The organism is Streptomyces sp. NPDC058239, from assembly GCF_042882185.1.
GTDB lineage: Bacteria > Actinomycetota > Actinomycetes > Streptomycetales > Streptomycetaceae > Streptomyces.
Genome location: NZ_JBHVWS010000037.1, coordinates 76,628 through 96,434, shown reverse-complemented (window position 1 = coordinate 96,434; position 19,807 = coordinate 76,628). Strand labels below are relative to the sequence as shown.

Here is a 19,807-nt window from a genome sequence, read left to right as displayed (position 1 = left end):
AAAACCCAACACCATTCACCTGGACCAAGACGGCCGAGGAGATCCTCGACTCCCTCGCGCGTTTCTGCCAACGGATCTCCGGCGCAGGACACTAGTTTGGCGCGGCCGCAGGTCAGGACCATGCTGTAGGACCGCTGGTCAGCAAACTCCCAGCATGAGTCAGGAGCGGTGCACATGGCGACCAAACTCATCCGTGGGATGGGCAGTTTCTTCAAGACCTGCAGCTGCAAACGGCAGGGCGGATGCGCACACCCCTACGCTATCCGGTTCCGCAACGGAGCGGGGCGGGGCGACAGTGCGAAGAGTCGGGCTACCCGACGCAGGACGACGCGCTCGACCGCCTCACACAGATCTACAAGGAGAAACGCAGCACTTCTGCGCAGCCGGCCGAGATGAAGCGCACGCTGGGCAACCAGCGCTTCGGGGAGTACGCAGACACCTGGCTACTGCGCCTGACCGACCGCGAGATCGAGGCCGTCATCGAAGCGCCGGCCGAAGACATCAGGCAGTTCCGCGAAGTCCTCGCTCAGGTGCTCGGATACGGGCGTGCGGACGCAGTGCCTATCCGTGTAGGCATCTGACCGGCCAGCTGGGTGTCTGCACCAGCGCTACCTAGCGGCCCAACAGGGTGGGAAACAACATGAAGCCGCAGCGCCATCTGTGCGGAATTCGTGACCGTGGGCAGCCCGCTACGTGGACCGGCCGACCGGGTCACCGAGGTGATCTCCGGCTACGAAAATCTTGCCAGAGCCACGTTTACTGGTACGCGACGGACTGCCCGAGGGCCGCCTACGGCTGACTCGGCGCCGTCGGCGCGTCCTGCAGCGCTGGGGACGAGTCGTCCGCGCCGCCGAGCGTCGTGCTGCCCGTCATCGCATACAGCAGCTCCCGGGCGGCTGAGCGCACGCCTTCGTCGGCACCGTCGCCTCCGCTCCCCTCTCCGTCCATAACCTGACCGAGCATTTCGAAGAACATCGCTCCTCGGACCAGGTGGTATTTCCGGGGCGGCATGATCACGGCCATCTCGTCCATGACCTTGATGAAGTTCTCCATGAACTGAGAATCGTCTTCTTCGAGCCAAGGGATCTGGTCCTCGGGGAAAGCCCATGTCCTTGAGCTCCTCGTGCTCCTTGATGAGGTTCAAGTCGCACGCCTTGCCCACCCAGCGCCTGGCCGTCGCCTTGGAGCCTCCGAAGCGCTCCATAACCGTCTTCGTGGGGTTCTTGCCGAAGAGAACCATGAGGCTATAGGCGATCGCTGTCTGGAAGACCTGTTCCTCTTGGCGACTCATACCTTGCCGGGGCAGGGCCCTGATCCTCCGCTCGGCGAAGACCGCACCGCGCTTGTCCCAGACCACATCGAAGGCTCCCCGCACGTCCTCGCGAAGCTGCTTCAGAGTGGCAGCCACCATGGCGGGCTTGATGTCGGCCTCGCTCCGTGCTGATCACCCTCCATGACCGCCTCGCCCGCCGCCAATACCGCTCCTTGAGGAGGCGAGGCACGAATCGGTCTCAGTCCGGCAAGGTTGCCAGTGCTTCGCGCAACTCATCGGTTGAGTACCCAGTGCGTAGGGAAATCTCCCGGGGACTGTGAGCATGGAGGACCCAGCGCGCAGCGGGGGCCCACCACTGCGCGACGCTCGCGGGAACGGTGACGGTCATGTGGGCGGGCGCCGCCCGAGTGTGGTTGTCTCCGTCGCGGGCAAGAGCTGGTGCGGCGTCCGATTCGGGCAGCGTCGTCGAGAAGACAAGTGTCAAACGGTGAGCTTCCCCATGCTCTTTGGACTGCCGACGAGCGCTCCTGAGCCGTGACAACAGATCTTCCAGTTCTTCGGCATCGCATCCAAAACCCTGCAGTCTCTCGGCGGGGAACTCATTGAGTTCGCGTGTCAGGAAGTAAAGCCTCGTGAACTCCGAGTGGGAGAGACTGACGCTGCGGCTGGTTTGCTCGGACATACCGCTCCTCTTATTCCAGGTCCTCGAAGTAGGAGTATCCCTCCTTGGGGGTGAACACGGTGCCCCCGTCACCGTCCACGATGACCACGGCCTCCTTGTCCGGGTCCCAGAAGGCCTCTCGACCATTTCGCAGTCCGTATTTCGGTTCGATGTTGGGTATGCGTTCGTTGATCACTCCGTCGACGTAGAACTTCAGGGCCTTGGGGTCGACTCCTCGCACGTAGTGCGTTCCGTTGCCGTCGGGGCGGAGCGCTTCACCGTTGGCGTGGTCCGCGATCTTCTCCGACTCGGGTTCGAGGTCGTAGGGAGCCAGTCCGAGCGGGTCGGTCAGCCGGATCGGGTTTCGAGGGTACGCATGGTGGTTGTCCGAAGGGGTGAGACCGAGCGGGTCTGGGGTGAGGAATCGGGCCGTTTCCGGGTCGTAGTACCTGAAGTAGTTGTAGTGAAGGCCGCTCTCGGCGTCGGCGTACTGGCCTGGGAAGCGGAGGGGGCAGGTCTCCACGTCGGAGGGGGCGGGGACAGGGGTTCCCCAGAGGGTGGTCCGGTGCTGCCAGGTCACCTCGCCGTCCGGGGTGAGCAGTTCGGTGGGCGTCCCCGTGGCATCCGTGACCACGACACGGAAGCGTGAGGTTCCCACTTCGCCGACCGTCTGGGTCAGGGGGCGGTGAGTCTCCGGGGCGTGGTCCCAGGTACAGGTCGTACCGTCCTGGGCGGTCTGTTCCGCGAGGCGGGTCGTATCCCAGGTGAGGGTGAGAGTCGCGCCCTTCGGGTCGGTCTTGCCGATGCGGCGGCCCAGGGGGTCATAGGAGTATGTCCACGTCTCGCTGTCCGGCGTCACGACCTGCGTGAGCTTGTCCTCGGCACTCCACGCGTAGGTCCACGTCCGGGTCTGACCGTTGAGCAGCTTGCGGGTCTTACGGATCAGGCGGCCTGCGGCGTCGTGTTCGTACACGGTGCGGCCGGCCTTGCGGACCAGGGTTCCGGTGAACTCCCTCTCGCCAGAGGTTTCCTGGCCTGGCGCCGAGGCGTGGGTTTGGTTCCCGGCCGCGTCGTAGGCGTAGCGCTCGGTCCAGCCGTGCGCTTGTACACCCGTGACCCGGCCGACCGGGTCCAGGGTGAAGTGGCGAGTACCGGACGTCAGTTCGCGAATCTGAGTGACGTAGCCGTCGGGCCGGTAGGCGTAGGTGCGGTGTTGGATGAGGTCATCGGTGGCGGAAGTAACCGTCTGTGCGGTGATTCGGCCGGTGTCATCCCAGCGTTGACTGAGGGTGACACCGCCGACGGCCCGCTGTGTCTCGTGACCGGTGGCGTCGTGGGTGAAGGTAAGGGTGTTGCCCGCTGTCGTGAGGGCCAGGGGTCGGTCGGCGGTGTCGTACGTCCATGCCGATGTCAGCCCGGACGGCGTCGTGCGAGTCAAACGGTTGCCCACCGCGTCGTAGGTGGAGGCGATCGTGCGGCCATTGACCGTCTCCGCCAGGACTCGGCCCAGGGGGTCCCGCTCCAGGGTCAGGACCGCGTCGCTGTTGGAGGCGCGGGCGAGGGTCCCTCGCGTACCGTAGATGAAGGTCGTCAGCTCGTCCGTCGTCTCGTCCTGCTTGGTGAGCACCCGCCCCATCGCGTCATGTGTGTACCGAAGCGTCTGGCCAAGCGCATTCATCCGGGCGGTGAGGCGGCCCGTCGCGTCGCGCTCGTAGGAGCGGGTCACCCCGTTGAAGTCCGTCTCAGCGGCCAGGCGGCCGGCGGCGTCGTACTCATAGCGCCATTCATGCCCCTGGGGATTGGTGACGGTCACCAGGCGCAGTTCGGTGTCGTAGGCGAAGGCGTAGTGGGCGCCGTCGGGGTCGGTGCGGGTGGCGGGCAGGTCGAAGTGGGTGTAGGTGTACTCGGTGGTATGACCGGCCTGGTCGGTGTGTTTGGCGAGGTTGCCCTCGCAGTCCCACTTCCATTCCTCGCGAGTGCCGTCAGGGTGCTCGCGCCAGGCGGGCTTGCCCTCGATGGTCCAGCCGAAATGGGTAGTGCGGCCGAGCGGGTCGGTGAGGGCGGTGACGCGGCCGTGGGGGCCGCGGCGGACGTGGGTGGTGTGTCCCAGGGGGTCAGTGACCGTCACCGGGAGCCCCGCCGCGCCCGTCGTCACTGTCGTCGTGCGCCCGAGCACGTCCGTGACTGAGGTGAGGTGGTCTGCCTCGTCGTACGTCCAGTGCGTAGTAGCGCCCGTCGGGTCCGTGGTGGAGGTGCGTGCGCCGCGGCCATCGTAGGTGTGGCGCCATTCCACACCATCGGGTTCGCGGATCTCCAGCGGGAGGCCGTTCTCGTCGTAGACCGCCTCGGCGCTGCTTCCGTCCGGACGCTCGATGTGGGTGAGGTTGCCGTCCTCGTCGTAGGTGTACCGCGTCGTGTGGCTGAGCGCATCGGTGACGGTGAGCGGGAGGCGGTTGGTCTCGTCCCATTCGGTGCGGGTGGTGTGACCAAGCGGGTCGGTCACCTCGACGACCTTGTGAGCCTCGTTGAGGACGTACGTGGTGACGTTGCCCTGGGAGTCGGTGTAGCGGGTGGTGCGGTGGGCATCGTCGTAGTGGAAGCGGCCCGAGAGGATACCGGTCGGCCCTACGGTGCGCAGGACGCGACCGCGGTGGTCGTAGACGTAGGCGAACGCGGTGCCGTTGCGGTCCTTCCAGGATGTGATGCGGTGCTCGTCGTAACGGTAGAGCTGCGGCTTGCCGGTGGAGTTGATTACCTCGATCAGGTCGCCGCTGTCGTCGTAGGTGAAGGAGACGAGCCGGGCGCTGTGCTCATGTTGCTCGCCGTGCAGGAGACGCAGGGCCGTGACGCGATGCAGGGCTGCGTCGGTGTCGACGGCGATGCGGTAGCCGCCGGAGTGGGTGATCCGGGCGGGTGCGCCGTGCTCGTCGTACACGAAGTCGATGCGGTCGCCCTCACCGCTGCGGTCGGTGATCGCGTGGAGCGCCAGTTCCGAGCCTCCCACTGGGAGCCGGGCAAAGTGCAGGCGGCGGTTCTCCTCCGGGACAGTGAGGGTGAAGGTGCCGTCCGGTTTGCCGTCCCAGCGCAGCGGCCAGCGCGGGCCGGAGACGGGCAGGGTGGGGGTCTCCGGCTCTGGTACCGGGTATCGCAGCACCATGCCGTCGGCCGCGATGTAGACGAGTCCGGCGTCGTCCAGTTCCAGGCGCTGGTCGAGGGTGGCCGCCCAGGTGGGACCGAACCAACCGCCGCACGGGTGTCCGGAGACGTAGTGCCGCTCCAGTACCAGCGGCAGGGCGCCGGGCAGACTGGCGTCCGTGGCGGACATGAACATCTCGCCGGTTGCAACGTCGACCGGCTCGCCCTCTCCGCACTTCTCCTTGGTGCACTTGTCGTGCTTGTTCGGCTCGCCGTCGGCACGCTCAGCGGCGCTGCCGTCGCGACGCAGCGCCCGCTCGCGGCTCGCCAGCCGCTGAGCGGCAGTCTTGGCGGTCGAGGCGCCCTTCCGCAGGGCGCCCCCGCCGCCGGTGGCGAGGGCGAGCAGCAGATCCGGGGTGAGCTGGCCGGCGGCACGGCTGGGGTTCCGCTGCCACTCATCCCAGTTGGTGACGGCCTTGGCGAACTCCGTGGGGTGGTTCGCGGCGTACGCGGCCCCGTCGATCACGCCCGCCAGTTGCAGGCTGGCGCCACCGGGGCCGTCTTCAGCCATGTACTCGAACTGCTTCCACATGCCCTTGGCGCTGTCGCCCATGCCGCCGAAGAAGTCCCCGACGCCCTTCTTGAAGCGGTTCCAGCCCTCGGGCGCGTTGGGGGCCTTCTCGGCCGCCTTGGCGAGCTTGGCCTTGGAGTCGTCGACGACGCCCTGCAGCTCGCTCTCCAGCTTGTCGAGCCGGCTATAGCAAGAGTCCAGCCCGGTGATGGGATCGTCGTCCGGCGGCCGCACGGGCAGCGTATCGTCCCCGCGGTCGACAGCGGCGTTGTAGGCCCTGACGTTCTCCCAGTACTTCTTCGACGCAGCCCTTACCTCGTCCGCATCTTCGATGATCGGCTTGACCCGCTTCTGCACGGAACGCAGCTTGTCGGCGTAGGCGTCCAGAGCGCCCGCCGCGGAGGTGAAGTACTTGCGTGCCGACTCCAACTCCCTGGGCAGACGCTTGCTCGCGTCCTGGAAGCTATCGGCCGCGGCACCGGTCCACGGCAGCAGGGACAAGTCGGTCAGCTTGTCGTAGCCGTCCTTGAACGCGCCCGCATAGACACGGAGCTTGACGACCAGGTTGTCAATCTTCTCGGGTTTGCCCGGTATGACATCATCAGGCTTGGCGTGCGGGGGTATGCGCTCAGAAGCGCCGCCCTCCATGGCGTCCTTGTGCGTCATGCGACAGGGCCCCTTCCACCGCCGTCGACCACCCAGCCTTCACCGCCTTCACCGGCCACGCGGTAACGAGGATTGCTGGGTGGACCGCCCGTGACGGCCGTACCGTCACCACTGCCGCTACCACCGTCGAGCCACGGCTCCTGGTAGATCTCGGGAGGCGGATCGAAATGAGGCCGGTCTCCGTTCTTCCACGCACGCAGGGCGTGTTCACCGAAGGGGAGTTTGGCGATGTTGTCCTCGGTCGGCGCAAAGTTCTCGAGCTGCAGCAGGTCCGCCATCATGTAGGCCGCTATGGCCTGCCGCAGGCCTTCGACGATGGAGTCGGCGTGCTCGGCGAGCCGCCCCATGCCGAAACCCCACTCGGACAGCACGTCCTTGGCCGGCTTCTCGATGTCGACGGTGGCCGCGTTCTGGATGCCCTGGGCCATGGACTTCCAGTCCTGCTTGATCTTGTGCGCCGCGACGACGGACTCCTCCATCGGCTTCATGATCTTGCGCACCTCGGCGATCTCGATCCTGTAACCATCCCCCGGCTCAGGCCCATCCGCTCCGCCCCCTGCCATGTCTACTCCCCCTCCGCCTCTGCCAATTCCTCCAGCATCGCGGCCTCCAACAAGAACGGGTTCGGCCCCAACAGGTCCACCAGCGCCCGCACCCCTTCAGGCAACAGCTCTACCAGGTCCTCGGCCGTGGTCGACGCCCAGTCGCATGCTCCCGCGAACAGAGCCAGCCCCTCCCAGGAGGTGAAGACCGGCACTATCGGACCATCCACCGTCTCGGACACGAAAAAACCGGGGCTCTCCGGCCGCTGGAAGTACAGCCGTGCGGCGCGCAGTTGAGCCAACCGTTCCGCCGGAGACATCCGCGCCATCGCCTCGTCGCGGACCAGGTCACGCAACGACATCCCTATTCCCCCTCTTCCATCCGAGCCCTGAGCTGGATGAAACACGGGAAGGATCATCGCATATCCATCGGCATCGGCGCTGGTCGGGAGAGCAATGAAACCGACTGGAACGATCCTGTGGCACACGCCGACACCACAGCCGGCTCCCTCGTGTCACAACGCCCCGGACTCCGCACCCCCTGCCAGCCGCAGATAGCCGTCGTACGCTAACGTCCCCACTCACCGATACCGCTGTCCGCTGAACCTCGCAGGCGCGAAGTTCCCCAGGGCCGTCAAGAAGATCACCGATGATCAGGAGCAGTTGCTGGCGTTCTTCGACTTCCCCTCGGAGCACTGGATCCACCTTCGGACGACCAACCCGATCGAGTCCACATTCGCCACCGTCCGGCTGCGGACCAAGGTCACCCGCGGTGCCGCCCTGGCGATGGTCTTCAAGCTCGTGGAGTCCGCCCAGGCCCGCTGGCGGGCTGTGAACGCACCCCACCTCGTCGCACTCGTCCGCGCCGGAGCCCACTTCGAATGCGGCAACCTTGTTGAACGCGATGAGGCGAATGCCGCGTGAGCCGACCGACGTCCACTGAGGCTCCATGGATGGTTCTGATTGGCCCGGCCGGCACCGGTAAGACCACTCTCGGCCAAGAGGTCGCGGCGAGGATGCAAAGACCGTTCGTCGATCTGGACGCCGTTGCGGACAGGTACTGCGCGGAGGTGGGATGGAGCATCGCCAAACTCCGCGAGCGCATCGCCGCCGTCGGACGTCTCGTGGCCGAAGCCGAGTGGGAACCAGCCCGAACACACGCCGTGGCACGTGCTGTCGCCGACCACCCCGGAGCCGTCATCGCACTGGGCGCAGGCCATACCAACTACACCGATGACCAGCAGCTGGCTGCGGTCCGAACCGCACTGAGCTGCTGTCCAGCGTCAGGTGGGGTCGGCGGGTGGCGACCTTTGCGAATGTGCATCATGGCGCAATTATCGACGCGATGGTGCGGGCGCGCGCCAGTGCGCCATCGGTCGGATGCAGGTGATCCCGCTTCCACTATGACCGTGTGCCGGTTCCCGCATCCTCTTCGAGTACAGCGTGGCGGCATCAGTGTCCCGGATCTGATCGGCTGCGCCGATGTGGTGCTGTGCCGGGGCGGTTACGGTTCGATGAATGAGACCGCAGCGAGCGGTGCACAAGTTCTGGCGTATCCGGCGGATCGCGGCATTGACGATCAAGGGGAACGGGTCGGCCAATTCACGGAGCGGGGCGTGTGCGAGATGATTTCGACCCTGAATCCGGCAGCACTGGGAGAGCAGATCGGCAGAGCGATCGGCGCCGACCGAAGAAAGACAGTGGCGCCGCCCTCCGATGGTCTCGCGCGGCTGGCCGACCGTATTGCTCAGCTCGCCCATTGAGGAAATCGCGCCGCTGTCGGTGGGCAGGATTTCACCCTCGATATCTCGTGCTCTCGTGCTCTCGTGCTCTCGTGCTCTCGTGACGGGTAATCCTCAGGCCTGCAATGGTGTGCTGGAGGCGCTCAGGCGACCAGAGGCCGGTCCTGTGGGGCGATGGGCGCCGGAAGCGCCGTGGAGCCGTTCAGGTAGCGGTCCGTCGCGGCCGCGGCGGACCGTCCCTCTGCGATGGCCCACACCACGAGGGACTGGCCACGTCCCGCGTCGCCGGCGATGAACAACCCGCCGGTCCCGGCGCGGGCTGTCCGCTCGGCCGACTTTGCCGTTTCGGCCGCGAAGGCAGCGTTCCGGGCGAAGTTTCCCCGGTCGTCCAGCGTGAGTGCGAGTTGCCGCATCAGGCCGGTGCCCCGTTCGGGACCGAAGAAGCCGAGTGCGAGCAGGACCAGACTCGCCGGGATCACATGTACCGTCTCCAGCCGCGGCCTTCTGCCCTCGGGCTCCACTTCCGCCAGGCGCAGCGCACGCACTTTGCCGGACGGATCCCCTTCGAAGCTGAGGGTGGCGGAGGAGAAGACTCTCGGATCCGCGCCCTCTCGCCCACGGGCCTCTTCATGAGCATGGGATATCCGATAGACCTTGGGATACACGGGCCAGGGCTCGGTGTCCCGTCGGGTGTCACCCGGCTCCGGATTGATGTCCAGCTGCACGACGGAGGCGGCACCCTGACGCAGGACGGTGCCCAGACAGTCCGAGCCGGTGTCCCCGCCACCGATGATCACCACGTGTTTGCCCTCGGCGGTGACAACAGGCACGTCGCGGTCGCCCTCCGCGACCCTGTTGGCCAGGGTCAGATAGTCCATGGCCTGGTGGATGCCGTGGAGCTCACGGCCCGGGACGGGCAGTTCCCGTTGCCCCGTGGCGCCGACGGCGATGACGACCGCGTCGTGTCGCTCTGCGAGCTCGGTGGCGTCGAGATCGCTGCCGACGTCCACACATGTGCGGAACATGGTGCCTTCCGCCCGCATCTGCTCGATACGGCGGTCCAGGTGGCGCTTCTCCAGCTTGAACGCGGGGATGCCGTAGCGCAGCAGCCCACCGATGCGGTCGGCGCGCTCGTAGACGGCGACGGTGTGACCGGAGCGCGTGAGTTGTTGTGCTGCCGCGAGTCCCGCGGGACCGGAGCCGATGACAGCCACGGTCTTGCCGCTGAGCCGCCCGGGCTGTTGCGGCGTCGCGTATCCGCGCGCCCAGATCTGGTCGGCGATCGCCTGTTCGACATTCTTGATCGTCACCGGATCGGCATTGATGGTGAGCACGCAGGCGTCCTCGCACGGCGCCGGGCACAGCCGCCCGGTGAACTCCGGGAAGTTGTTCGTCGCGTGCAGTCGCTCGGCCGCTGCCCACCAGTCGCCCTTCCTCGCGTATGCGTTCCACTCGGGGATGAGATTTCCCAGCGGGCAGCCGCTGTGGCAGAACGGTATGCCGCAGTCCATGCAACGCCCCGCCTGCTCGGACACGAGCGGAAGTCGCGCCTGCCCCGCGTAGACCTCGTTCCAGTCGCTCAGCCGCTCCTGCACGGGGCGCGCCGGGACGGGCCGGCGGGGTGTCTTGAGGAAGCCGTAGGGGTCGGTCATGCGCCGCCTCCGTCGCTCACTCGCGGTACACAGGCGTTACGGCCAGACTACGCCTGCACACCACTACGACGACCTGCTCGGTGCAGCGGTTTCAGCGCGAGCCGGGGTGCCGCGGACAGGTTGTCGATCACTGGTCGAAGGCGATCGTTCTACCGGCGGAGAGGACTTCTTCCACTTCTGCCTTGCCTGGCTGTCGCCTGTACGGGTGGTGCATCCCTGGCCGCGGTCGTAGCGTCGATTCAGGAACAACTGCGGAAAGAACGGCGCCACCGCCACCGACGAGTGCTTCTGGCGCGCAGACCGCAGCGCGCGGGGCGAGTGAGGCGTACCCGCGGGGTCGCCCGGGCTCGACAGAGAGGCAGCTGGGGAGCTGATATGCAAAGAGACAAGTTCAGAACAGCGGTCATGCTGTGTGCTGCCACAGCGCTCGCGGCAGCAGTGGTGCCGGCGTCCGCATCCGCAGGGTCGCCCGCGCCCGCCCGTGCGGTGGCCGTCGACTGTTTCTCGAATTCACAAGTACGACCCGGCGACTTCTTGCTCGCCTGTGGCGATGGCAACAACCACCTCATCGGACTTCGATGGTCCACTTGGGGACACACGTCCGCTGTGGGCAGAGGACTCGATGCAGTGAATGACTGTCAGCCCTTCTGTGCCGCAGGCAAATTCCACTCCTACCCCGTCATCGTCAGGCTCGACCGCCCGGATTCCTGGAAGAAGCACCCGGAGCTGAAACGCTTCACACGGCTGCAACTCACCTACACCGACGACAGGCCGTCGCAGACGCCGCGGAACGTGACTTACAAACTCTGGGACTGATGACCCCGACGTCCCTCGGTCGGCCTGGCCACCTCGTGCCGGGTGCCTCTCCAGCGGGCGTCCACTCATAGGGTGGCGTGCGTGATCGTTCGCGAGGGCGCAGTGAACGCAGGCGATGGCCGGCGGCCGGGCTATCCGGCCGCGGCAGTGGTTTTCGCCATCGGGATGGCCGGGACCACCCTGCCCACACCGTTGTACGGGCTCTACCAGCAACAGATCGGGTTCTCCGAGCTGGTGGTGACCGTTGTGTTCGCCGTGTATGCCGTTGCGGTCATCACCGTGCTTCTGGTGGCGGGAAACTATTCCGACGAGGTCGGCCGCAGACCGGTGCTCCTGTGCGCCATGGCTTTGTCGGCCGCGAGTGCGGGCTGCTTCCTCCTGGAGAGCGGTCTGCCTCTGCTCTTCGCGGGGCGGCTGTTGTCCGGCTGCGCGGCCGGCTTGCTGAGCGGTGCGGCGACAGCGGCCGTCATCGAGCTGGCCGGTCCGGGGCAGAAGGCGCGGGCCGGATTCGCCGCCACCGCGGCGAACATGGGTGGTCTGGGCTGCGGGCCGCTGCTCTCCGGCCTCCTTGCTCAGTACACGCCCTGGCCGCTGATGCTGCCGTTCTGGGTCCACCTGGGGCTGGTGGCTGTGGCCTGTGGAATCACCTGGTTCCTGCCGGAGACCGTGGCGGAGCCGAAGCGATGGCCTCCTCTGACGCCGCAGGGAGTCAGGGTGCCTCCCGAGGTGAAGGGTGTGTTCAGGCCCGCCGCACTGTCGGCGTTCGCCGGCTTCGCACTCCTCGGGCTGTTCACGGCGGTCGCGCCGAGTTTTGCCTCGCAGACGCTGGGTGTGCGCAACCTGGCTGTTTCGGGCGCCGTTGTGTTCTCCGTATTCCTTGCTTCGACCGTCGGGCAGTCCTTGACACAACGGATCGGTGCGCGCCTCGCGCTCCCCGTGGGGTGCGGAATCCTCGTCGTGGGCCTGTTGCTTGTGGCGTCATCGCTGATCGCCGAGTCCATGATCCTTCTCGTCCTGGGTGCCCTGTGCGGCGGCGCCGGCCAGGGACTGGCCTTTCGCGCGGCACTCACCCTGGTCAGCGGCGCGGCCCCGGCACAGCATCGTGGCGGCACGATTTCGGCGTTCTTCGTCGTCGCCTACGCCGGGATCTCGGTGCCGGTGGTGGGAGTCGGCGCCATGGCCACGTGGCTCGGTCTGCGCCAAGCCGGGCTGATCTTCGCGGGCTGTGTGATGCTGCTGGCGGCGGGCGCGGGAACGTACGCTGCGCGCAGGCCGCCGACAGAGGCGTAGACGGTCAGGCGGACGGCCGGGACGTCGGACAGCCACCGCGTCCGGAATCAATACCCCAAAGCGTCCGGGCCGCCCCGGGGTCTCCGATGCGGCCCGGACAGGATGCCGGTGTCTTCCCGCTGTGGGTCACGGCACGGCAGGCTTGAGCACGACAGGCAACTCCGCGAGGCCGCGGAAGGCCGGGAACGGAACCTCCATCCAGGGCGCCTCACGCGCGGGGTCTGCCAGAGCCGCCCTCGGGAAACGGCTGAACAGGCCCGTGAGAGCGAGTTGCACCTCCAGTCTGGCCAGAGGCGCTCCCAGGCAGTAGTGGATGCCGTGCCCGAACCCCAGATGGGCACTTTGCGCACTCGCCGTTCGCTTCACATCGAACTCGTCCGGAGAGTCGAATTTCAGCGGGTCGCGGTTGGCCGAACTGAGCGCGATCTGAACCAGGGAGCCCTTCGGAATCCGCGTCCCGGCGATCTGTACGTCCTCGGTCGCGAAGCGGAACGTCGCGCTCTCCACCGAACCGTCGTAGCGCAGCAGTTCTTCCACTGCCTGTCCGACCAGCTCCGGGTTCTCCTGCACGGCACGGAGCTGCGCAGGATGGGTGAGGAGATGGTGGACTGCGTTACCGATGAGGTAGGCGGTTGTCTTGTGACCCGCGAACATCAGCAGAAACGCGGTCGAGATCAGCTCCTGCTCGGTGAGCCCGCCGTTTTCGTCCTGGGCTGCGGTGAGCGCGCTGAGCAGGTCCTCACCCGGGTGGCCGCGCTTGCGCGAGAGGAGATCCGCGAAGTACGCGTGCAGGTTCTCCTCCGCTTTCTGCTGGGCCTGCTTGGATTCCTTGCTGAATCCTGTCTGTGCCACCGTGGTGGACAGGCGTTGCAGCTCCAACCGTTCGTCCGGCGGCACGCCGAGCAGTTCACAGATCACGATGATCGGCAGCGGGAACGCGAACGCGGGCAGCAGGTCGACCGGTTCGCGGGTCGCACAGTTGTCCAGCAGCGTGTCGACGATGTCCTGGATCCGCGGCCGCAGCGATTCCACGCGACGCGGGGTGAACGTGGAGCTGACGAATTTGCGCAGTCGGGTGTGCTTGGGCGGGTCGGAGTTGAGCATGTGGTCGTCCAGAGCCACGGACGAGTCACCGAAGATCCTCCGGTAGGCGTCCATGGCCCCGTACATGTCCTTGCTGAGCCGCAGATCCGCCAGGGCCGCTCTCGCGTCCTCGTACCGCGTGATCAGGTACGTGTCGATGCCGTGCGGCGGCCGCATGGGGCAGACGGGTGCTGTGTCCCTGAGGCTCGCGTAGACCGGGTGCGGGTTCCGTCGGAACTCGGGGGTGCACCGCTCGGCTGCGGCGACCGGATCGTCCACTGTGGTCACGGACGGCTCCTGAGGTCGAAGAGAGCCTCGGCGTTGCCGCCGAGGATGAGCTGCTGGGACGCCTTGTCGATCGGCAGCTTCTCGATCATGTGCATGAACTCCTCCAGGGGCACGGACATCGGCGGCGAGTCGGTGCCGAACAACATCCGCTCCGGCCCCAGTACCTCGGCGTTGAGGCCCAGATGCGCCGGGCTGAATGTGCTGGTGTCGACATACATGCGCTGGAGCGCGCCGCCCGGATCGGCCGACATCGGAGTGGAGGATGGAGCCGGGGCCGAGGACGGCACCGGCGGCTTGCCCCCGCCCCAGTGCCGGGGACGCGCCGCTGTCTGCAGGCGTTCGGGCAGCAGCGCCAGCGCACCGCCGCCGGTGGCACCGATCAGCCGCAGGCCGGGGTATTTGTCCAGCCACCCCGCGAACGCGATCATGGCCATGCCCATGGTGACGTCGCCGAACCGGCCGATCTGCTCGACGAAGCCGAAGGCGTCGACCCGGTCCGTGCCGATCGGTTCGGCCGGGGCGTGCACCAGGACGGGCACTCCCGTCTCGGCGGCCAGTGCGAAGAAGGAGTCGGCTCGCGGAGAGCCGAGCAGTTCGCCATGGACGCTGGAGGTGGTGATCAGGCCGACGAAGGCGGGATCCGCCAGCGTCTCCCGGACTCCTTCCAGGTGATCGTCGTCGCCGAACGGGTTGGCGTACACATACCCGCGCAACTGGTCCGGGAAGGTGGCGATCAGGCCCGACATCCAGGCGTGGAAGCTTCGGAGCCGGTCCCGTGGTTGCGAGTAGTTGTCGACGCCCGGAACCCGCGCCATGGCGCCGGCGCCGACCGGGCTGCCGATGATGGTGAGGTCGATGCCGGCCTGGGCGCGGGCGGCCAGCATTCCGTCGACGTCGGTCAGGCTGGGAGGCATGGGGAAGCTTCGCGCGGCCTCCGGTGGGGACAGATGTCCGTGGATGTCGATGATCACGTCTGAGTTCCCGGGTTCGGTGTGAGTGCGTGGGCGACCGCGACACAGTCCTCGTCCCCGTGTCCCTGGTCGATGGCGCGGACGTGGGTCTGCGCGGCCGCGGCGACGAGAGGGAGCCGCAGTCCGGCCGCCGCGGCCTGGTCCGCGGCGAGCAGGAGGTCCTTGGCCATCAGGCTCAGCCGGAAGTCGGGCTTGTCGAAGCGCCCGGCTGCCAGCCGCTTGGACTTGAACGCCATGACGGGTGAGGCGAAGCCGCTGCCGGCGATCGTGCCGAGGACGAGCTTCCGGTCGAGTCCGGTGGCGGCCGCCAGTTCGACGGCCTCGGCCAGAGCCTGCACCTCGATGCCCATCAGCAGGTTGAGGAGCAGCTTCATCCGCATGCCGGAACCGAGTTCGCCGAGGTGGACGACCTCCTTGCCCAGCAGTTCGAGCAGCGGGCGCCCGGCGGTGAAGACCCGTTCCTCGCCGCCGACGAACAGCCGCAGCTCACCGCTGCGGGCGTGCTCCCGGTTGCCGAGCATGCCGACATCCAGAACGGAGTGCATGTCGCCGGTGAGGCGGACGACCTCTTCGGGGGCGACCGTGCTGGCGCACACCAGGGCGCCGGGGTACGGGCCCCCGGTCATGATTCCGTCCGGTCCGTGCAGCACGGAGGCGAGGGCTTCACCGTCGGTCACGGTGCAGATGGCGGCGCTCGTGCCCTCGACGGCATCGGCCGGGTGGGCTGCGGCGACGGCGCCGGCCCGGGCGAGCGGTTCGGTCCGCCCCGCGGTGCGGTTCCAGACACGCACCTGTACGCCCTGCTCAAGAAGGCGCGTGGCCAGGCCGGTGCCCATCGTGCCGAGTCCGAGGACGGCGACGGGGCCGGTGGTGGAGTAAGTCATGCCTTCACCCCTACGGTCTCCTGAATGACCCGGTATCGCAGCGACTGGGTCTGGTCGACCCAGACGCGCAACGGGGCCAGCAGTGCGCGATGGTCCTCGCCCTGCTGCCAGGCGAAGAAGTGGTCGGGCGTCTCCCACTCGCTGGTGATCACCCACTGCCGGGAGTCGTCGATGGGTTCTCCGAGCCGGTCGATGATGTGTCCCGGGACGCTGGCGACGGACTTCCTTATTCGCTCGTACGCCTCCAGAAACCCCTGCTCACCACCCTCGATGACGTGGACCGTGTACACCACGGAAAGCCTGTCGGCCGAGCAGCCGTTCTGCTCAGGTTGCATGTCTCCTCCTCAAGGCTGAGATCTGGCAGAGCACGACTCCCACAGACTCATGGCCCCCGTGGCCACGCAACTCCGGCGTGGCCACGGGGGCCATGGAGAGAGGGCAGCCCCTACGTTTGCTGGCCCGGTCGAGTGAGATGCGAAGGGCCTGCTCGGCGCCCACCTGGAACCGCTCGTCCGGGCCGGAGCCCGCTTCGGACTCGGCCGACTCGTCGAACGCCCCGAGTCCCGGACGTCCTGCACGATCTGTCGGGGCGGGGCCGGGGCGCCAGGGCTCGTCCGGGGTCAGTCGGATGTCCGGCGCAGGACCAGACTGACGAAGCCCCACATGTCCCGGTAGACGCGCAACCATTCGGTGCGGCGGACCGCGGCTGTCTCGAGCACGTACGAGCTGTCCGGGTCGGCGGGGTGGTCCAGGGCCCAGGAGGCCAGTGCCCCCCAGCAGGACCACTCGTAGTCGTCCAGCTCACGGCGCGTGCTGATGTGCCCGTGAACGGGAGTCCACCCGTCGGCGACGACACGGTCCACGGTGGTCGCCAGGTCGGTGAGGTCCCCGAACATCTCGACGGCCTCCGGTGACGGCTCACGTTCCCAGAAGCCCTCGCCTATCAGGACGCGTCCGCCCGGGGCCAGGTGCTTGCGCGCCGCCGCGAGGGTGGGCAGCAGGCCGCCGAAGGCATGCGTGGCCCCGACGCTGAGTACCAGGTCGAACGAGTGCGTGGAACGGAAGTCCGCAGCCTCCTGGTGGTGCAGTGCGAGGCGCGTGCGGACGCCGAGGCTGCTCGCAGCCTCACGGGCATGCCGAAGCGCGTCCTCGGAGTTGTCGACGCCCTCGGCGAGCAGGTGCGGGTGCGTGTTCAGGGCGCGCAGAAGCCATTCCCCGCCGCCGCAACCCAGGTCGAGTACCCGCTCGTCGCCACGCGGGACGCCACGTTCCAGCAGTTGTCGCACCGAGTCGTCGTCGAGGGGGGACTTGATCGGGTGGTCGGCATGGGCAAGCCCGGAGATCTGTTCACGGTTCATCGGCACAGCCTGGCAGCGCCGAAGATCGCGCGCATGCCCTTTTCCTCTGGGGACCCGACGCCCCGTCAGACAACAATCGGGAACCGGGATTCGAACCACTTCACGTCCACTGGCTGCGACAGCAACGCCCTGCGGTGGAAGCCGTCAGGGTGGACGATCTCTGTGGTGGCGCCCCGGACGGTAAACGGGATTGCGGTGGATCGCGACGAAAGCGGCGTCGTCGCCCAGATGTCCGCCGGCGTGGGCGAGGAGGTCGCCTCGCAGGTGGTGCAGGAGTACCTCCGGGGAGCTCTCGGTCCATCGGGCGGCCCGTTCCACGAAGGGGTAGAAGTCTCCGCCTCGGTCGCGTGCTTCGATGACGCCGTCGGTGTAGAGGAGGAGGGTGTCTCCTTCCTCAAAGGTGAACACGTCAAGGGCGTAACCCGTCGGCCCCATGCCGCCCACCCCCAACGGGGGCGCGGGGTGCAGACTCGGGACGGTGACGGCATGCCCTGGGCTCAGCAGCAGTGGTGCAGGGTGTCCACAGCTGGTCATGCGGCTGATTTGGCCCTGGTCCGGGATCTCCAGCAGCAGGGCGGTGGCGAAGCGCTCCCCGGCCTCCTCTTCCGGCTCGAAGTCGGCCTGGTAGCGGGAGACGCTCTGTTCGAGGGCCGCGGCCAGTGCGGGCAGGCCGGTGTGCTGGTGGGCGGCCTCGCGGAAGGCGCCGAGCAGGACGGCGGCTTCTCCGATGGCGGCCAGGCCCTTCCCTCTCACATCACCGATCATCACCCGGGTCCCGCCGTCGATGCGGGTGGTTGCGTACAGATCACCGCCGATCTGGGCCTCGTCCTCGGCAGCCAGGTACAGGCAGGCGATCTGTAGCGGGCCGATACGGTCCGGGAGCGGCCACAGCAGGACGTGCTGCGCGGCTTCGGCCACCGACCGCACCTGGGCGAGCTCCCGTCTGTGCCGCTCGCGTACCACGCAGAAGAACACGATCAGGACCGAGAGCACCGCAAGGGCGGCGATCTGCACCACCGAATTCCGGGAGGACAGTACGCCGAGGTGCAGGCCGACGTATGCCTGGGCCGCCACGGCGAGGAGTCCGATCGCTCCGGTCAGCAGAGGGCCGGCGAATGAGGCAGTGATCGCGGGCGCGATGACCAGCAGTGGGCCCAGATGGATGTCCTCCGGCACGAAGATGTCCACGACAGTGATCACGATGATGAGTACAACGGGAATCACCAGCAGGGCATGGCTCGGCCGCCATGACTCCCGCAGACCCGCGAAACGTCCACTGAGGCCCACGTCTCCACAGTGCACCGCCGCCGGGCGGCTGACGAGTCGGCCAGATGCGGTCGGGCCCGGTGAGCTCCTCGCCACGTGCTGGGGGTGAGCGCGCGTCGTGGACATGCTGCCCGACCGGACGAAGCGTTACGCTCATTTTGTATGCATCGTTCCGACTGTGGAGGCGGCCATGAGCGAGAGCGACGAGTACCCGACGCCGTCGCAGGCCGAGGGCGAGAGGCTGGAAGAGGACATGAATCCGGCCGAGGAGCGGCACCCCGCCACGACGCGAACCCAGCCGTCCCAGGCCGAGGGTGAGCGCCGCACGGAGGACACGGAGACCTGACGGAGGCAGCAGCTGTACGGTGGCGGATCCCTTGGCGGTTCGCACCAACGGGGGCTACATGTGTGCGCCGCCGCGGGGTCGGCTGGCAGCTCCAGTCCAGGGCGAGTTCGAGACCGAACACGGCGTATCTCCTGAACAAGCGGCCGTTGGACAAGCGGCCGCGACGGGCTGATGGCCACGCCTTTTCCTTGCAGCGTTCCGTTCGGGAACAGCGACACTGCAGCGGCCCTGGGGAGGTCGTACACGCATAAGAAGCACGCCCGGCGCCTGGCCTCGCCCACGACGCGACTGCCGTACCCCTGCCCTGCCCGTGGCAGCACCCCGTACGTCAGGCCGCCCATCGCCCGGAACGAGATCGCCCGCGCCCGCTTGACCGGGTCCGGATATGCCTCGCGGATCAGGGCCATCGACGTCGGCGGCATCACCGCGGCCCCGAGTCCTTGTACCAGCCGCGCCACGTCCAGCAGCGCCCCCGGAGGACAACAGCAGCACGGTCGGGGCACCGCCACACGCTGAAAGCCGTGGCATGTGAGGAGTACGGCAGCAACGGCCCCACTCCGCGCTGCGATATCCCCGCCCCCTCCCCCGCCGACATCTGCCTCACCGAGCGGTCGTCCGCGCACCGGCCGGTGCACCTCGCGCGGGCGCGGCGTTCCGAATGCGCGGGACGACGCTTGTGCCCCCATGCTTGATGGAGGCGCAAATGCCCGTACGGAGAGGAGTGCCCGACATGATCCGTCGCAAGTGTGCGGCCCTCGGCACAGCGCTGCTGACCGCCGGGGCTTTGGCGACGACGACGCACGATGCGGCCGCCGCTGAGGAGACATGCTCCTACACGTCCTCCACCGATCGTCCCGCGCTCACGTACGTGAACACCGGTCTGTCCGTAAAGCAGGCACAGTGTCTGAGCAATGTTTGGGGCGGCGTTCCGAAACTCGCGGTCGACGGGGTCTTCGGCTCAGCCACGTCGAAGAAGATCATCTGGATTCAGGGGTGCCACGGTCTGGACAGAACCGGGGTTGTCGAGGAGGACACCTGGCAGGTGCTTTACCACCCCGCGCTGGACTGCTACGACCCATATCCCCAGTGAGCTGCCCAGGCTTGGCCGGGACTGCCTTTCCGACCCACTCGCCGACCCGTTCGTGGCGGAAACGGTGATGCGTCGGGTAACCGGGCGTACGGCCAATTCCGCCGCCGGTGGCGGAGGGTGGGGCGGGCGCCGCCGCCCGAGGGGAAGGCGTGACGCCCCCCCCGCCCCCCCCC

Annotated in this window: 17 protein-coding genes and 1 pseudogene; 6 read left to right on the top strand and 12 right to left on the bottom strand. The window is 67.5% G+C overall.

The features are described from left to right. Positions 1–242: 242 nt before the first annotated feature. Positions 243–581, top strand: coding sequence for a hypothetical protein (locus tag ACFVYE_RS31530; protein WP_389607810.1), 339 nt, complete (start codon positions 243–245; stop codon positions 579–581). Positions 582–789: 208 nt separating this feature from the next. Here the strand turns inward: ACFVYE_RS31530 and ACFVYE_RS31525 are convergent, their stop codons facing one another. The 5 genes from ACFVYE_RS31525 to ACFVYE_RS31505 all read right to left on the bottom strand — a co-directional run bounded on the left by ACFVYE_RS31525 (position 790) and on the right by ACFVYE_RS31505 (position 7,210). Beyond that, positions 790–1,053 (bottom strand): hypothetical protein, encoded by a 264-nt coding sequence (locus ACFVYE_RS31525; protein ID WP_389607809.1) that lies wholly within the window; start codon positions 1,051–1,053, stop codon positions 790–792. Positions 1,054–1,511: 458 nt separating this feature from the next. Then, positions 1,512–1,955, bottom strand: coding sequence for a hypothetical protein (locus tag ACFVYE_RS31520; protein WP_389607808.1), 444 nt, complete (start codon positions 1,953–1,955; stop codon positions 1,512–1,514). Positions 1,956–1,965: 10 nt separating this feature from the next. Then, positions 1,966–6,306, bottom strand: a complete 4,341-nt coding sequence (locus ACFVYE_RS31515; protein ID WP_389607807.1) for a DUF6531 domain-containing protein — start codon at positions 6,304–6,306, stop codon at positions 1,966–1,968. Further along, entirely contained in the window at positions 6,303–6,869 is a 567-nt protein-coding gene (locus ACFVYE_RS31510; protein WP_389607806.1) for a hypothetical protein, read from the bottom strand. Before ACFVYE_RS31510 ends, ACFVYE_RS31515 begins: the two co-directional genes overlap by 4 nt. A gap of 2 nt (positions 6,870–6,871) precedes the next feature. Continuing rightward, positions 6,872–7,210: an SseB family protein gene (locus ACFVYE_RS31505; protein WP_389607805.1), complete on the bottom strand. Its 339-nt coding sequence runs from the start codon at positions 7,208–7,210 to the stop codon at positions 6,872–6,874. A gap of 250 nt (positions 7,211–7,460) precedes the next feature. On the opposite strand from ACFVYE_RS31505, the pseudogene ACFVYE_RS31500 reads away from it, so the two are divergent. Further along, positions 7,461–7,772: pseudogene (locus tag ACFVYE_RS31500) on the top strand (transposase); the annotation flags it as partial. Positions 7,773–7,801: 29 nt separating this feature from the next. After that, positions 7,802–8,611, top strand: coding sequence for a shikimate kinase (locus ACFVYE_RS31495; protein WP_389607804.1), 810 nt, complete (start codon positions 7,802–7,804; stop codon positions 8,609–8,611). A gap of 122 nt (positions 8,612–8,733) precedes the next feature. On the opposite strand, the gene ACFVYE_RS31490 is transcribed toward ACFVYE_RS31495, so the two are convergent. After that, a complete protein-coding gene (locus ACFVYE_RS31490) occupies positions 8,734–10,242 on the bottom strand; it encodes a glutamate synthase subunit beta (RefSeq protein WP_383964594.1) in 1,509 nt (502 codons plus the stop codon). Positions 10,243–11,139: 897 nt separating this feature from the next. Between ACFVYE_RS31490 and ACFVYE_RS31485 the strand changes: the two genes are divergently transcribed. Beyond that, complete coding sequence (locus ACFVYE_RS31485) at positions 11,140–12,348, top strand: MFS transporter (RefSeq protein ID WP_383964599.1); 1,209 nt, start codon at positions 11,140–11,142, stop codon at positions 12,346–12,348. 126 nt (positions 12,349–12,474) lie between these two features. Here ACFVYE_RS31485 and ACFVYE_RS31480 read toward each other — a convergent pair whose 3' ends face one another. From ACFVYE_RS31480 to ACFVYE_RS31455, 6 genes are all read right to left on the bottom strand, one after another. Further along, entirely contained in the window at positions 12,475–13,719 is a 1,245-nt protein-coding gene (locus ACFVYE_RS31480) for a cytochrome P450 (RefSeq protein WP_383964602.1), read from the bottom strand. After that, the gene (locus tag ACFVYE_RS31475) at positions 13,716–14,633 is read right to left on the bottom strand and encodes an amidohydrolase family protein (RefSeq protein ID WP_383964605.1); all 918 of its coding nucleotides are present in this window, start codon (positions 14,631–14,633) and stop codon (positions 13,716–13,718) included. Before ACFVYE_RS31475 ends, ACFVYE_RS31480 begins: the two co-directional genes overlap by 4 nt. A 53-nt stretch (positions 14,634–14,686) precedes the next feature. After that, complete coding sequence (locus ACFVYE_RS31470) at positions 14,687–15,574, bottom strand: NAD(P)-dependent oxidoreductase (protein WP_383964607.1); 888 nt, start codon at positions 15,572–15,574, stop codon at positions 14,687–14,689. After that, the gene (locus ACFVYE_RS31465; RefSeq protein WP_383964609.1) at positions 15,571–15,909 is read right to left on the bottom strand and encodes an antibiotic biosynthesis monooxygenase family protein; all 339 of its coding nucleotides are present in this window, start codon (positions 15,907–15,909) and stop codon (positions 15,571–15,573) included. The genes ACFVYE_RS31470 and ACFVYE_RS31465 overlap by 4 nt, the downstream gene beginning before the upstream one ends. Before the next feature lie 285 nt (positions 15,910–16,194). Then, the gene (locus tag ACFVYE_RS31460; protein ID WP_383979398.1) at positions 16,195–16,932 is read right to left on the bottom strand and encodes an SAM-dependent methyltransferase; all 738 of its coding nucleotides are present in this window, start codon (positions 16,930–16,932) and stop codon (positions 16,195–16,197) included. A gap of 144 nt (positions 16,933–17,076) precedes the next feature. Then, on the bottom strand, positions 17,077–18,219 hold the full coding sequence (locus ACFVYE_RS31455; RefSeq protein WP_389607803.1) for a PP2C family protein-serine/threonine phosphatase: 1,143 nt from the start codon (positions 18,217–18,219) through the stop codon (positions 17,077–17,079). A gap of 169 nt (positions 18,220–18,388) precedes the next feature. Here ACFVYE_RS31455 and ACFVYE_RS31450 point away from each other — a divergent pair, with 169 nt between their 5' ends. Both ACFVYE_RS31450 and ACFVYE_RS31445 read left to right on the top strand, forming a co-directional pair. Further along, positions 18,389–18,544, top strand: a complete 156-nt coding sequence (locus ACFVYE_RS31450; protein WP_383979395.1) for a hypothetical protein — start codon at positions 18,389–18,391, stop codon at positions 18,542–18,544. Positions 18,545–19,274: 730 nt separating this feature from the next. Beyond that, the gene (locus ACFVYE_RS31445) at positions 19,275–19,634 is read left to right on the top strand and encodes a peptidoglycan-binding protein (RefSeq protein ID WP_383979392.1); all 360 of its coding nucleotides are present in this window, start codon (positions 19,275–19,277) and stop codon (positions 19,632–19,634) included. The last annotated feature ends 173 nt before the right edge of the window (positions 19,635–19,807 follow it).

What these genes read in the sequence shown, in the direction of transcription:
- ACFVYE_RS31530 (WP_389607810.1), top strand. Translation starts at nt 243, where the DNA reads ATGCGCACACCCCTACGCTATCCGGTTCCGCAACGGAGCGGGGCGGGG.
- ACFVYE_RS31525 (WP_389607809.1), bottom strand. Translation starts at nt 1,053, where the DNA reads ATGGAGAACTTCATCAAGGTCATGGACGAGATGGCCGTGATCATGCCG.
- ACFVYE_RS31520 (WP_389607808.1), bottom strand. Translation starts at nt 1,955, where the DNA reads ATGTCCGAGCAAACCAGCCGCAGCGTCAGTCTCTCCCACTCGGAGTTC.
- ACFVYE_RS31515 (WP_389607807.1), bottom strand. Translation starts at nt 6,306, where the DNA reads ATGACGCACAAGGACGCCATGGAGGGCGGCGCTTCTGAGCGCATACCC.
- ACFVYE_RS31510 (WP_389607806.1), bottom strand. Translation starts at nt 6,869, where the DNA reads ATGGCAGGGGGCGGAGCGGATGGGCCTGAGCCGGGGGATGGTTACAGG.
- ACFVYE_RS31505 (WP_389607805.1), bottom strand. Translation starts at nt 7,210, where the DNA reads ATGTCGTTGCGTGACCTGGTCCGCGACGAGGCGATGGCGCGGATGTCT.
- ACFVYE_RS31495 (WP_389607804.1), top strand. Translation starts at nt 7,802, where the DNA reads ATGGTTCTGATTGGCCCGGCCGGCACCGGTAAGACCACTCTCGGCCAA.
- ACFVYE_RS31490 (WP_383964594.1), bottom strand. Translation starts at nt 10,242, where the DNA reads ATGACCGACCCCTACGGCTTCCTCAAGACACCCCGCCGGCCCGTCCCG.
- ACFVYE_RS31475 (WP_383964605.1), bottom strand. Translation starts at nt 14,633, where the DNA reads ATGCCTCCCAGCCTGACCGACGTCGACGGAATGCTGGCCGCCCGCGCC.
- ACFVYE_RS31470 (WP_383964607.1), bottom strand. Translation starts at nt 15,574, where the DNA reads ATGACTTACTCCACCACCGGCCCCGTCGCCGTCCTCGGACTCGGCACG.
- ACFVYE_RS31465 (WP_383964609.1), bottom strand. Translation starts at nt 15,909, where the DNA reads ATGCAACCTGAGCAGAACGGCTGCTCGGCCGACAGGCTTTCCGTGGTG.
- ACFVYE_RS31460 (WP_383979398.1), bottom strand. Translation starts at nt 16,932, where the DNA reads ATGAACCGTGAACAGATCTCCGGGCTTGCCCATGCCGACCACCCGATC.
- ACFVYE_RS31450 (WP_383979395.1), top strand. Translation starts at nt 18,389, where the DNA reads ATGAGCGAGAGCGACGAGTACCCGACGCCGTCGCAGGCCGAGGGCGAG.
- ACFVYE_RS31445 (WP_383979392.1), top strand. Translation starts at nt 19,275, where the DNA reads ATGATCCGTCGCAAGTGTGCGGCCCTCGGCACAGCGCTGCTGACCGCC.